15 protein-coding genes are annotated in these 12,988 nt (G+C 28.2%); 14 read left to right on the top strand and 1 reads right to left on the bottom strand.

Annotated features, from left to right (window positions below; all coding sequences use genetic code 11):
- The first annotated feature begins 14 nt into the window (after positions 1-14).
- Genes B8063_RS04040 through B8063_RS03975 form a run of 14 tightly spaced genes read left to right on the top strand, consistent with a single transcriptional unit; the run spans position 15 to position 12,607 of the window.
- A complete protein-coding gene (locus B8063_RS04040; protein WP_085069735.1) occupies positions 15-626 on the top strand; it encodes a ribonuclease D in 612 nt (203 codons plus the stop codon).
- A complete protein-coding gene (locus tag B8063_RS04035) occupies positions 626-1,603 on the top strand; it encodes a KpsF/GutQ family sugar-phosphate isomerase (RefSeq protein ID WP_085069733.1) in 978 nt (325 codons plus the stop codon). The genes B8063_RS04040 and B8063_RS04035 overlap by 1 nt, the downstream gene beginning before the upstream one ends.
- The gene (gene lptC, locus B8063_RS04030; RefSeq protein WP_085069731.1) at positions 1,604-2,359 is read left to right on the top strand and encodes an LPS export ABC transporter periplasmic protein LptC; all 756 of its coding nucleotides are present in this window, start codon (positions 1,604-1,606) and stop codon (positions 2,357-2,359) included. It abuts the gene before it with no gap.
- A complete protein-coding gene (locus tag B8063_RS04025) occupies positions 2,360-3,136 on the top strand; it encodes an ATP-binding cassette domain-containing protein (RefSeq protein ID WP_085069729.1) in 777 nt (258 codons plus the stop codon).
- 7 nt (positions 3,137-3,143) lie between these two features.
- Entirely contained in the window at positions 3,144-4,469 is a 1,326-nt protein-coding gene (gene aroA, locus B8063_RS04020; protein WP_085069726.1) for a 3-phosphoshikimate 1-carboxyvinyltransferase, read from the top strand.
- Entirely contained in the window at positions 4,466-5,131 is a 666-nt protein-coding gene (locus B8063_RS04015; protein ID WP_198150947.1) for a (d)CMP kinase, read from the top strand. Before aroA ends, B8063_RS04015 begins: the two co-directional genes overlap by 4 nt.
- The gene (locus B8063_RS04010; RefSeq protein ID WP_085069722.1) at positions 5,118-6,848 is read left to right on the top strand and encodes a S1 RNA-binding domain-containing protein; all 1,731 of its coding nucleotides are present in this window, start codon (positions 5,118-5,120) and stop codon (positions 6,846-6,848) included. The genes B8063_RS04015 and B8063_RS04010 overlap by 14 nt, the downstream gene beginning before the upstream one ends.
- Before the next feature lie 9 nt (positions 6,849-6,857).
- Positions 6,858-7,148 (top strand): HU family DNA-binding protein, encoded by a 291-nt coding sequence (locus tag B8063_RS04005; RefSeq protein ID WP_085069720.1) that lies wholly within the window; start codon positions 6,858-6,860, stop codon positions 7,146-7,148.
- Complete coding sequence (gene pyrF, locus B8063_RS04000; protein WP_085069718.1) at positions 7,135-7,815, top strand: orotidine-5'-phosphate decarboxylase; 681 nt, start codon at positions 7,135-7,137, stop codon at positions 7,813-7,815. Before B8063_RS04005 ends, pyrF begins: the two co-directional genes overlap by 14 nt.
- A 1-nt stretch (position 7,816) precedes the next feature.
- Complete coding sequence (locus B8063_RS03995) at positions 7,817-8,440, top strand: phosphoribosylanthranilate isomerase (protein WP_085069716.1); 624 nt, start codon at positions 7,817-7,819, stop codon at positions 8,438-8,440.
- Complete coding sequence (gene trpB, locus B8063_RS03990; protein WP_198150972.1) at positions 8,430-9,662, top strand: tryptophan synthase subunit beta; 1,233 nt, start codon at positions 8,430-8,432, stop codon at positions 9,660-9,662. Before B8063_RS03995 ends, trpB begins: the two co-directional genes overlap by 11 nt.
- Complete coding sequence (trpA, locus tag B8063_RS03985; protein WP_085069712.1) at positions 9,659-10,459, top strand: tryptophan synthase subunit alpha; 801 nt, start codon at positions 9,659-9,661, stop codon at positions 10,457-10,459. The genes trpB and trpA overlap by 4 nt, the downstream gene beginning before the upstream one ends.
- Positions 10,456-11,388, top strand: a complete 933-nt coding sequence (locus B8063_RS03980; protein WP_085069710.1) for an acetyl-CoA carboxylase carboxyltransferase subunit beta — start codon at positions 10,456-10,458, stop codon at positions 11,386-11,388. The genes trpA and B8063_RS03980 overlap by 4 nt, the downstream gene beginning before the upstream one ends.
- Positions 11,342-12,607 (top strand): bifunctional folylpolyglutamate synthase/dihydrofolate synthase, encoded by a 1,266-nt coding sequence (locus B8063_RS03975; protein ID WP_085069708.1) that lies wholly within the window; start codon positions 11,342-11,344, stop codon positions 12,605-12,607. Before B8063_RS03980 ends, B8063_RS03975 begins: the two co-directional genes overlap by 47 nt.
- Here the strand turns inward: B8063_RS03975 and trxA are convergent.
- The gene (gene trxA / locus B8063_RS03970; RefSeq protein WP_075521823.1) at positions 12,604-12,924 is read right to left on the bottom strand and encodes a thioredoxin; all 321 of its coding nucleotides are present in this window, start codon (positions 12,922-12,924) and stop codon (positions 12,604-12,606) included. The genes B8063_RS03975 and trxA overlap by 4 nt on opposite strands.
- Positions 12,925-12,988 lie beyond the last annotated feature (64 nt).

Raw genomic sequence — 12,988 nt, 5'->3', positions numbered from 1 at the left:
TATACTTTTCTAAAATGAATATTGATATTAAATTACATAAGTTAGATTTACCAGATGATTTAGCTTTTAGTGACAAAATTGCAATCGACTGTGAATTCATGGGGCTTAATGTTGAGAGAGATAGATTATGTTTAGTTCAGATCTCAAATGGAAATAATGATGCCCATATTGTTCAGTTAGATAAAGAAAATTATAACGCACCAAATTTAAAAAAGCTTTTAACAAATAAAAGTATTAATAAAATTTTTCATTTTGCCAGGGCAGATTTGTTATTTATAAAAAAATATTTAAAAATAAATGTAGAAAATATAAGTTGTTCAAAAATAGCTTCAAAATTAGCTCGAACATTTTCTGATAAACATGGTTTAAAGGATCTTATAAAAGAATTTGTTGGCATAGATGTAAGCAAACAATTGCAAACTTCTGATTTTGGTGGTGAGTTAAGCGAAAAACAATTAAAATATTGCGCAAATGACGTAATTTACCTGCATAAAATTTTTGAAAACCTAGAGAGAATATTAATTAGAGAGAAGAGATTAGAATTATATAATAATACAATAAAATTTATATCAACTAGAGTCGATTTAGATCTTGCTGCTTTCAAAGACGATATCTGGTCACATTAATGAAAATAATTAATTATCAAATTATAGCAAAAGAAGTAATCCAAAAAGAAATTGATGGTTTAAGAAAGCTTAAGCTATCTATTGGAAAATCATTTAATCAAATTATAAAAACAATACTTGGGTGCAAAAATGGTAAGGTGATAGTTTCTGGTGTAGGAAAAAGTGGAATAATAGGTAAAAAATGGGCAGCCACTTTTTCATCAACAGGCACACCCTCATTTTTTATGGATGCTTCTAATGCTTCTCACGGAGATATGGGTCAAATAAATTCAAACGATGTTGTTATCCTAATTAGTTTAAGTGGATCTTCGTCAGAGCTAAAAAATATTATTGAATATTGTTCTAGGCATAGAAATATAAAACTTATTGGGATTACCTCAAACAGAAATTCTATTTTATATAAGAATTCAGATATAAAAGTTTTAGTGCCAAATGTTAAAGAAGCAGGTCCAGGAAATTTTGTTCCAACATCCAGCACAACAAATCAGTTAGCCTTAGGTGATTCAATTGCAATCGCGTGCATGATAGCAAAAAATTTTGGAAAATTAGACTTTAAAAAATATCACCCATCTGGATTTTTAGCTACTAAATTAAGAACTGTTGGAGATGTTATGCTAACGGGTAATAAGGTTCCTTTTGTTAAAGAAAATATTACAATTCAAAATGCCCTTAAAATTATTTCTGAAAAGGGACTGGGTGTTTTGTTAGTCAGAAAAAATAAAGTTACTACAGGAATATTGACAGATGGAGATATAAAAAGAATAAGTCAAAAAAAAATAGATTTTAAAAATTTAAAAATCAAATTCACCATGAAAAAAAATCCAATTTCAGTTGAAAAAGATACTCTTGCTGCAAAAGCTCTTGAGATAATGAATACCAAACGAATTACGAGTTTATGTGTTCATAAAGGAGAGAAGAAGAAAAGAACAATTGGTATTGTTCACATTCACAATATCCTAAATGCGAATATTGGCTAGATGCGTTTGAAATCCATAATACAATTGATTTTACTGCTAACAATTTTTATTATTTTGGGAGTTGTATATTTTGAATATTTTTCAAAAAAAGAATTTTTAGTCGAGCAAAAAAATCCTAAATTAAGTGAGAATATACCCAAAGATTTTGTTGATAATGAGATTATAAAACAAAAAGATAATTCTAAAAACAGTTATAACTCAAGAAATTCATCAAACTCAAACAATGTAGGAAATCAAAATAATATTAAAGATAAAGGAAAAATTAAAGATGATTTAAGTAAAAAAATTACAGAAACTGGTAAAAAAAATAAAGAAATTCCTGGTGTTGTAAAGGATGTTGAATATTTAACAACGGACCAAAAAGGAAATAAATATAAAATTAATGCAAGATCTGGGAAAACAAACAAAGATAATGTTAATATTTTGGACTTATATGTGGTAAAGGGAACAATAAATTCGAAGAAAAGGTCTACGATTTATATTATTTCAGATTTTGCTGAGTACAATTCATCTACATTAGAATCGAGATTTTATAAAAATGTTGTAATTAACTTCGAAGATAAAAAAATAAATTCTGATAATTTTGACATAAATATGGAAACAAATATCGCTTTAGCCTATAATAATGTAATAGTTACAGACCCCAAATCAATTATGAAAGCTGATATTATAAAATTAAATATAGAAACAAAAGAAATTGATATTAATCCTGATCAAAATCATAAAAGTAAAATAATAATTAATACAAAACAATAAATGGCTGTAATAAAAAAATTCAGAATTAAAAGTTTTAAAGAGCAGGAAACCTTAGTTGAGCTAAATAAAGTTTCAATGTTTTATAATAAAAGACAAATTTTGAGTGATCTTAACCTTAAAATAAATAGAAATGAAGTACTTGGGATGCTGGGTCCCAACGGTGTAGGCAAATCCACAATTTTTCATATTATTACAGGATTAAAAGACCCAAGTTATGGAAAAGTTCTGATTAATAATTATGATTGCACTAACATTCCAATTTACGAGAGAGCTACCAGATTTAAACTTGGATATGTTCCTCAATATGGCGGTTTTATTCAAGACCTTAATCTTTATGAAAATTTAATGCTGGTAGCTGAAATTCATATTAAAGAACAGGATATAAGACAAATGAAAATTGAAAAAATAATATCAAAGTTTGAGTTTGATGCTTTACTAAAAATAAAAGCAAAGCATCTTTCTGGTGGGCAAAAAAAAAAATTAGTTATTGCAATGTCCCTAATAAATGATCCAAGTATTTTACTTTTGGACGAGCCGTTTGCAGCTCTTGATATACTAACAATTAAAATGTTACAGGAGATTATAGTAAATTTACAATCAAGTGAAAAGATCACTGTTGTTATATGTGATCATCAAGCAAGAGATCTTTTAAGCTGTGTCGATAGAGCAATTGTATTATCAAATGGTAAAATTATTGCATCAGGAAGTCCTAATGAAATAATAAATGATACAAATGCAAGATCAGCATACTTTGGTGATGAATTTAAAATAAATTAATTCATAAATGCCAAATCAGATAAAAATTTTTAATAAACTTGAGTCATTCAACAAAACGATAGAGGTAACATCAGACAAAAGCCTTTCGATAAGGGCGGTATTATTAGCAAGCCAAGCAATTGGTGTTTCTACAATATCAAATTTACTCGAGTCTGAAGATGTATTAAATACAGTTAAATCTTTAAAAAAACTTGGAATAAATTGCAAAAAAATAGGTAATAAATATAAAATTCACGGATATGGGTTAAATGGTTTTGAAATAAAAAAAAAAACAACAATTGATGCCGGAAATTCGGGAACATTAGGACGGTTAATATTAGGTTTATTAGTTAAATCAGAAAAAACTGTAAAAATTATTGGAGATAAAAGTTTATCAAAGAGAGATTTTTCAAGAGTTACAGAACCACTAAAAAAATTCGGAACAAATATAAAGTCAAAAAAAAACTCATTACCAATTGAAATATTAGGCACAGACTTTTTAAGGCCAATAAATTATTTTGAAACAAGAGGTAGTGCACAGTGTAAAAGTGCTATAATGCTTGCAGCTCTAAACACTCCTGGAACTACAATTATTAAGGCAAAGAAATCAAGAAACCATACGGAACTTTTATTTAAATATTTAAAATTACCTATTAAATTAAAATCAAATAAAGACTTTGATTTTATAGAAGTTACAGGACTTAAACAATTTAACGCTTTCAATTATCTAGTACCAGGAGATATTAGTTCAAGTGCTTTTTTTATAGTATTAACAGCTCTTTCAAAAAATTCAAAAATTAGAATTAAAAATGTAAATATCAATAAAAGTAGAACTGGAATAATTACAATTTTAAAAAAAATGAATTGTAAAATTAGTTTAAAAAATAAAAAAATTTATAAAGGAGAAGAAACTTCAGATATATTGGTAGAAAGTTCAAAAAATATTAAAGCTTTCAGTTGTCCTTCATCTTTAAATAGTTCAGCCATAGATGAGTTTTTGGCGATTTTTTTAATAGCAGCAAAAGCAAAAGGTATATCTAGTTTTAAAAATTTAGGAGAGTTAAATAAAAAAGAAAGTCCAAGATTAAACATTGCTGTCAGATTTCTAAAAAATATTGGAATAAAAGTAGAAAGGCAAAAGAATGATATTAAAATATTTGGCAACCCTAATCTAAAGGTTAATAAAAATATACACATTAAAAATTATTTGAAAGATCACAGAGTTTTTATGATGGCTTGTATTGCTGCATTATCCTTTGGAGGTAAATGGAAAATTAATGACAAGGATTCAATTAATACATCTTTTCCAATATTTATTAAAATTTTAAAAAAATTAGGAGCAAAAATAAATTGAAAAAAATTAATACAAAAATTGAATTTAAGATTGCTGCAGATGGGAGCAGCGCCTCAGGGAAAACGACCGGTGGTAAACTAATTGCAAAAAAATTAAAGATGAAATTCCTTTCAAGTGGTGCTTTATTTAGATTTTGTGCCCTTAAAACTTTAGAAAATAAAAATACATACAATGTAAAATTTATTAACAAAATTGCTCATTCAATTACATTAAAAAAATTGCAAAATAAAAAGCTCTATAGCCCTGAGGTAACAAAATTGTCGTCCATTATTGCAAAAAAACTTTATGTCAGAAAAGCTCTAAAAGTTTTTCAAAAAAATTTTATTAAAAATTCTAAATTAGTTATTGTTGAAGGAAGAGATATAGGTTCAAAAATAATGCCAGATGCCGACTTAAAACTTTTCTTTACTTGTTCTACAAAAGAAAAAGCAAAAAGAAGACTTAAAGAGTTCAAAAAACTAGATAAAAAAATAACTTTAAAAAAAGTCGAAAAAGCCTTGATTCAAAGGGATAAAGAAGACACTAAAAGAAAAATAAGTCCCTTGATTATGACCAAAAATGCTGTATTAGTCGACACCACTAAATTAACAATTAAGCAAATGGAGGCAAAACTTACAAATTTAGTGAAGAATTCGATTAAAAAAAAATATGGAAATATATAAAGATCTTAGCTCACCAGCATCACAGCAATTTGAAAAATTACTTAACAGCCAGTTATCAAAAAACAAAATAGAAGAAGGTAAAATTATTGAAGGTAAAATCACCAAGATTACTGACAAATATGTGTTTTTATTTATACCTGGTCTGAAAAGTGAGCCTGTTATTGATATCAATGAAATGAAAATGATTGGCATGAAGGATAAAGTCATAGAGGGTGCAACGGTATCTGTTCTTCTTGAAAAAATTGAGGATAAAAATGGTGATGTAGTAGTTTCTGCTCAAAAAGCACAAAAGATTAAAGGTTGGTACGAATTAGAAAAAGCCTATGAAGATAACCAATCAATTAATGGAAAAATAACTTCGAAATGTAAAGGTGGTGTTATAGTTGAGCACATTGAAACTGGTTCTTTAATGTTCTGTCCTGGTTCACAAATTTCAGACAAACCAATGAAAAGTATAGATCACTTAATTGGTGTTGAACAAAAATTTGCAATTATAAAATTAGATAAAGTAAGAGGTAATGCATGCGTATCCAGAAGACAAATAGTTTCTTCTCATAAAAAAGAGGATAAAGCTAAAATCATAGAAAAATTCAAAGTTGGTGATATCATTAAAGATGCGGTAGTTAAAGGATACTCATCTTTTGGATGCTTTTTTGAAGTTAATAATGAGATTGATGTATTGGTTCATCTTCAAGAAATTTCTTATTCAAGAGTAAATCACCCAGATGAAATATTTAATATCGGTGAAAAGCATGACCTGAAAGTTATATCAATTGATATGGAAAAACTTCAAATTGGTTGTTCAATAAAACAATTATCACCAGATCCTTTTGAGCATATATCAAATTATGAAACAGGAAAACCTTATAAAGTTAAGGTGGTCAAAATTACAGATTATGGTTGTTTCTGCGAGCTAGAACCAGGTCTCAGTACATTGTTACATAGTAGTGAGATTAGTTGGACTAAGAAGAATATTTCACCTAAAAAATTATTTAAAGTTGGTGATCAGATTGATTGTGTAATTACTGAAATTGATAAAGATAAAAGAAGAGTTGCAATTTCTCATAGATTAACAAATGAAAATCCATATACAACTTTAGAGAATAAATACCCAGTTGGTTCAGATATAGATGGAGTTGTAACGAGTGCAAATGAATATGCTCTTTATGTAAAACTTGAAGATTTTGATATTGATGGTTTCTTACACTCAAATGATCTTTCTTATTCTGGCAAACCTGAAGATGAATTAAAGAAACATAAAAAAGGTGAAAAATTAAAAGTAAGAGTTTTAGAGATTAAGAAAGATGAACAAAAAGTAAGAGTTGGATTAAAACAGTTAGAGAAAGACCCATTTGATTTCTTCAAAGGAAAAAAAGTCAATGATATCATAACTGTTCAAGTTGTATCATCTGATAGCAAAGGCTTAATGGTAAAACCAGAGGGTTGTGATTTAGAATTCTTAATTAAGAAATCCCAAATCGCTGTAAGCGCTGCAGATGCAAGACCTTCAAGATTTGTAGGAGGCGAAAGAATAGACTCTGCAATTGCAGAGATAAATTTTGATAAAAGAAAAGTAAATTTAAGTATTAAATTACTTGAAGAACTTCAAAACAAAGAAGCCGTTGATAAATTTAGCTCACCACTTTCAGGTAAGAATCTTCCATTTTCATCGCTTTCTGAAAAATTAGATGATAAAAAGAAAAAGGAAACTGAATAAAAAAATAAATTGTCAGTAGTAAAATCAGACTTAATTAAAGAACTCGCCGACAACTACCCAAATTTTCTAAGAAAAGATCTAACTAAGTTAGTTGATATAATTCTTTATGAAATGCAAAATTCATTAAAGCGTGGTGAAAGAGTCGAATTAAGAGATATTTTTACTTTAGATCCAAAGATACAAAAAGAAGGTATAAGAAGAAACCCAAAAACAGGGGAGAAAGTATATGTTAAAGAAAAAAAGAGTGTTTTATTTAAGATGTCAAAAGATTGGGCCAACAAAATAAATGAAAAAGAATAAGATATTCGTAGCTTGCGACACTACAAATATAAATAAAATTAATAAAATTAATAAAATAATTACTGAAACTAAAAGTTCAAATTTAAAGGTTGGATACAAATTTGGTCTTGAGTTTTTAAATTCAAAAAATGGAAGAACATTTGTTTCAAAAGTAAAAAATAAAACAATTTTTGCCGACTTGAAACTACATGATATACCGAATACCTGTGCATCTGCTATTAAAGCAATAAAAGACTTGAAAGTTGATTATTTAACAATTCATATAAGTTCTGGTTTAGATGCTCTTAAAGCTGCAAAAAAAGTATCTGGGAAAATTAAATTAATTGGTGTAACAATTTTAACCTCATTAGATAATAAGGCTTTGAGAGAAATTGGCTTCAATAAGGATGTAAAAAAAATAGTTCGTCATCAAGCAAGATTAGCAAATAAAGCTAAACTCGATGCCATAGTGTGTAGTGCTCAAGAAGTAAAAATAGTAAAAAAAGTATTTAAAAAAGAAATAATAACTCCGGGGATAAGATTTAGTTCAAATACAAATGATCAAAAAAGAACTTTAACTCCAAAACAAGCATTTAAAAATGGGAGTGATTGGCTAGTAATAGGAAGACCCATTACAAAAGGAAATATTAAAAAAAATATCCAAATATTAATAAAACACTTAAATTAAAATGGATGCAAAGATTTGTGGTGTCAAAGATCCAAAAACTTTAGACTATATAATTAATCATAATTACCCCCCAAAGTTTATCGGATTTATTGCTAACTACCCAAAATCAAAAAGGTATTTAGAATTTAATCAACTAAAAAAAATTTTAAATGTTGATAAAAAAAATATCAATTTTGTTTGTGTGTTAGTGGAACCTGATGACGAAATACTTGAAAAAATAAATAAGTTAAGTTTTGATTATCTCCAACTCTATAAAGTTTCACCAGATAGAACAAAAAAAATAAAAGAATTATTTAATATTAAAATAATTACTGCTCTTACAATAGAAGATATTAATGATGTTTTGATTTATAAACAATATGAGAAAATTTCAGATATAATTTTATTTGATAGTAAAGGTTATGAAAAATCTGTTGGCTTTAATCATGAACTGCTAAATGAAGTGCCTGCATCAATAAATAAAATGTTAGCAGGTAACATTAAGTATAATGATAAGCTTGATAAATATATTAAAATAACAGATATTATTGATATTTCAGGAAGCTTGGAAACCACTGGAGAAAAAGATATTTCTAAAATTAATATTTTTTTAAATAACATAAAAAAATTAAATGATGAAACTTAAAAAAAATGTTCCACTTATTGATCAACATGATAAATATGGTTTCTGGGGCGGTAAATTTGGTGGAAGTTATATTCCTGAAACATTAAAAAAACCTGTAGATGATCTTACAAAAGAATTCTCTAAATTAAGAAAAAACAAAAGCTTCATAAAAAAAAGGGACTTTTATTTCAATAATTATATTGGTGCACCTACTCGTTTTATTAAATTAGAAAATCTTTCTAAACATTTAGGTGGTGCTCAAATTTGGGCTAAAGTAGTTTCTGACGCAAATGGTGGTGCTCACAAAATATATAATGCTACTGTTCACGCTTTACTTTGTAAAAGTATGGGAAAAAAATACATTGTTGGTGATACTGGAGCAGGATACGCAGGTAAGATGTTAAGCATGGCCGCAAAAAAATTTGGACTTAAATGTAAAATATTTATGGGGGCTAAAGACATTAAACGTCAAAAGCCAAATTGTGATGCAATGAAAAAAAATGGTGCTGAGATTGTCCCAGTTACAACTGGGAGTCAAACTTTAGTGGATGCAGTTAGTGAATGCATGAGATACTGGGTATCAAATTGTGATACTACTCATATGTGTGTAGGTTCTACAGTCGGTCCAAATATATTTGTAAAAATTTGTGGCTGGAGCACAGCACAAATTTCAAGAGAATTAAAAAAACAAATAAAAATTCAATTTAAAAAAATTCCAAAAAAAATTAAATTGATTAATTGTGTTGGTGGTGGGAGTTCAGCTTATGGCTTCTGGAGCGAATTTATTGATTTTCCAAAGTCACAAATTGAATTAATAGGGGTTGAAGCAGGAGGTCCAAAAAACTCAAAATTACATGCCGCCCCATTAAGCAGAGGTGCAAAATTAGGTGTGCTGCATGGAGCAGCTTCATACGTTTGTCAAAATAATGAAGGACAAATAAATGAGACTGAATCGATAAGTGCTGGATTGGATTATCCTGGGGTAAGTCCAATACATTGTTTTCTAAAAGATACAAAAAGAGCAAGATACACATACGCAACAGATGAAGATGCATTGAATGCTTATAAACTTGTAACAAAATTCGAAAAACTTAATCCAAGTTTAGAACCCAGCCATGCTTTTGCTGAAGCAATAAAAATTTGCCCAAGGTTAAATAAAGATACAGTCATAATTGTAAATTCATGTGGAGACGCCAAGAAAGATAGAGATATTTTAAAAAGAAGATTGGGCAAAAGAATATGATTAACCCAATTAACTTAGCGTTTAAAAATGCAAAAGAAAAAAAAAGACCAGCTTTATTAACCTATACAGTAGCAGGCGATAACACTAAAAAGAAATCTTTAGAAATATTAAAATCAATTTCTAAGGATGTTGATATTTGTGAAATCGGATTTCCTCACAACACACCCATAGCTGATGGAGGTCAAATTCAGACAAGTGCATATAGAGCATTGAAAAATGGATTAAAAATTTCTGATGTATTTCAAATGGTTAGAGACTTTAAAAAATCAAAAAATTCAAAACCAGTAATATTAATGGGTTATTACAATATGATTTATCAATATGGGGAAAATAATTTTATAAAAAAATGTAAAAGTTCTGGAGTAAATGGATTAATTGTTGTTGATTTACCTTGGCCAGAAAATAAAGGATTTGCAAAAAAATGTAAATCAAAAGCTATTAGCTTTGTACAATTACTATCTCCTACTACATCTAAAGAAAGACTAAAAAATATAATAAAAGATTCTCATGATATGATTTACTATATAAGTATGTTATCAACTACAGGAGGGAAGCTTAAAGTATCTCCAAAACAAATTTTAAATAATTATAATAAAATAAAAAAAATTGATCCAAAAAAGAATTGTGTAATTGGCTTTGGGATAACTGAAAAAACTATTGCAAAGTTAAGATCTGCTGACGGATTGGTGGTTGGAAGTGCTATTTGCAAAGAAATAACAAGGAGTTTAAACAATAGACAAAATCCTGTCATAAATGTAAGTAAAGTGGTGGCTAAATTAAGAAATAAAATTTCATGAACTGGTTAACAAAAGCAATTAAATTTGGTGAAAAAATAAAAAAGGTTTTAAAGAAAAGACCTTCAAAAGAAGATATTGAGAATTCAGATTGGACGAGTTGTTGCAAAGGTCCTGTTTTAAAAAAAGAACTTGAAGATAATTTATGGGTATGTGGTTCTTGTGGTAAACACCATCGAATAAGTTGTAGACAAAGATTTGACATTTTATTTGGTAAGAATGCTTATGAAATTCTTGAAACGCCTATACCAGCTGAAGATCCTTTAAATTGGGTCGATACAAAATCTTATAAAGATAGATTAAAGGCCGCTAGAAAGAAAACTGATCAGAACTGTGCTGTAATGATTGCAAGAGGAAAAGTTGATGGAATTGAAATCACTGCAGGTGCAATTAATTTTGATTTTATTGGTGGATCAGTGGGAGCTGCGGAAGGGGAAGCTATTATTTATGGCGTTCAACACGCAATAGACAATCAAACTCCATATGTTTTCTTTCCTTGTGGGGGTGGCCAAAGAATGTTCGAGTCGCCTATTGCACTAGCAAATATGACTAGAACAACCTTGGCAATTAATGAATTAAAGAAAAATAATTTACCTTACTTAGTTTGTTTTACTGATCCAACTGCAGGAGGTATTACAGCATCATTTGCAATGTTAGGTGATATTCATTTTGCTGAACCTGGATGCTTGATTGCATTTGCTGGTAAAAGAGTAATTCAAGCAACAGTTAAAGAGGAATTGAGCGCAGACTTTCAAACGTCAGAGTTCGTCGAAAAACATGGATTTGTTGACAGAGTTATTCAACGGAAAGATATAAAAAAAGAAATCAGCACCCTTTTATCAATATTGCTTAAGAGAGAAACTGAGTTAAATTCAGAAAAATTAAATGACTCTTCAGACAATATTGAACCGCTTACAAAAGCTGCATCCTAAAGAAATAGATTTAAGTTTAGATAGAGTTAAAAATCTTTGCAAAAAACTTGGTAATCCTCAAAAAGATTTAAAATATATTTCTGTTGTTGGAACAAATGGAAAGTATTCAACAATTCAGGCGCTAAGAGCAATTTTAAAAGAGGCCAACATTAAATGTAATATTTATACTAGCCCCCATATTCAAAGAATTAATGAAAGATTTATATTTAATGATGAGGAAATTTTAGATTCTGATCTTTCAGATTTATTAGTAAAAGTTGAGGAAGTGAACAATGGAGAGGAAATTACTTATTTTGAAATTTTAACTGCAGCCTATTTTTTTCATGCAAGCAAATATAGGGAAAATATAAATATAATTGAAAGCGGTTTATTTCACAGATTTGATGCAACTAATATAATTGATAAAAATATATTAAGTATTGTTACTGCTATAGGCTTAGATCATTTAGATTGGCTTCCTAAAAACGAACAAACCATTGAAAAAATTATTTTTGAAAAAACTTCGGCTCTTTTAAATTCTAAGATTGTTGTAGCCAAACAAAGTAGTGAAAATACACAAAAATTAATAAAACAATCCTTATCCTCAAATGAAGCAAAAAAGGTCATGTTTAATGATAACTTTAGTTATTTAATTAATGAAAATGAATTTATTTATTTTGAAGATGAGTTCGGAGGAATAAAATTACCTCAACCAAATTTAAAGGGACAATTTCAAATTGATAATTCAGCAACAGCAGTTGCAGCTGCTAGAAATCTAAATTTAAATATAACTGATGAAAATATTAAATCTGGAATTACAAAAATTAAAAGTATTGCAAGACTTCAAGAAATTAAATCAGGTAAATTAAAGAATTTATGTAAAAATAATCAACTATTTGTTGATGGATCTCATAACCCTTTGGGAGCAAAAGTATTAAATGATTATTTACAAACACTGAAATGTAATAAACATATAATTTTAGGTATGATGGCTAATAAAGATCATGAAGAATACATGAGCTATTTTAAAAATATTTCTTCATTAACAACAATTGATATTCCAAATCAACCTAACTCAATTAAAGGCAAGGATCTGAAAAATAAGTTAGATAAATTTCCAAATCTAAATTATGAAAAATCTATTGAAGATGCTTTAAAGAAAATTTCTACTAAAAAAGATGACATTATACTTATCACAGGATCTCTTTATCTTGCTGGGGAAGTTTTAAATTTAAATTAGATATTTTCTTTTATCCAAGAAACAATATCTGATTTTGGTGTTGCTCCAACTTTAGTCGATTTTAACTCTCCATCTTTGAAAAGTAACATTGTAGGTATACCTCTAACACCGTATTTTGTTGGCGTATTAGGCTCTTCATCAATGTTATGTTTTGCAATAGATACATCGTTTGCCATTTCATCCGAGATTTCCTCTAAAATCGGTCCGACCATTTTGCAAGGTCCGCACCATTCTGCCCAAAAATCAACTACAATTGGTTTGGATGATTTTAAGACTTCTGTGTCAAAATTTTCGTCTGTAATTTTTAATGTTGCCATATGGTTTATATATAAATTTAATTTTTTAATTCAATACTTAATATAGATATGTTCAAATTATCCA

The sequence above is a fragment of the Candidatus Pelagibacter sp. RS40 genome (genome assembly GCF_002101295.1).
Lineage (GTDB): Bacteria > Pseudomonadota > Alphaproteobacteria > Pelagibacterales > Pelagibacteraceae > Pelagibacter.
This window is presented reverse-complemented; position numbering and strand designations above follow the sequence as displayed.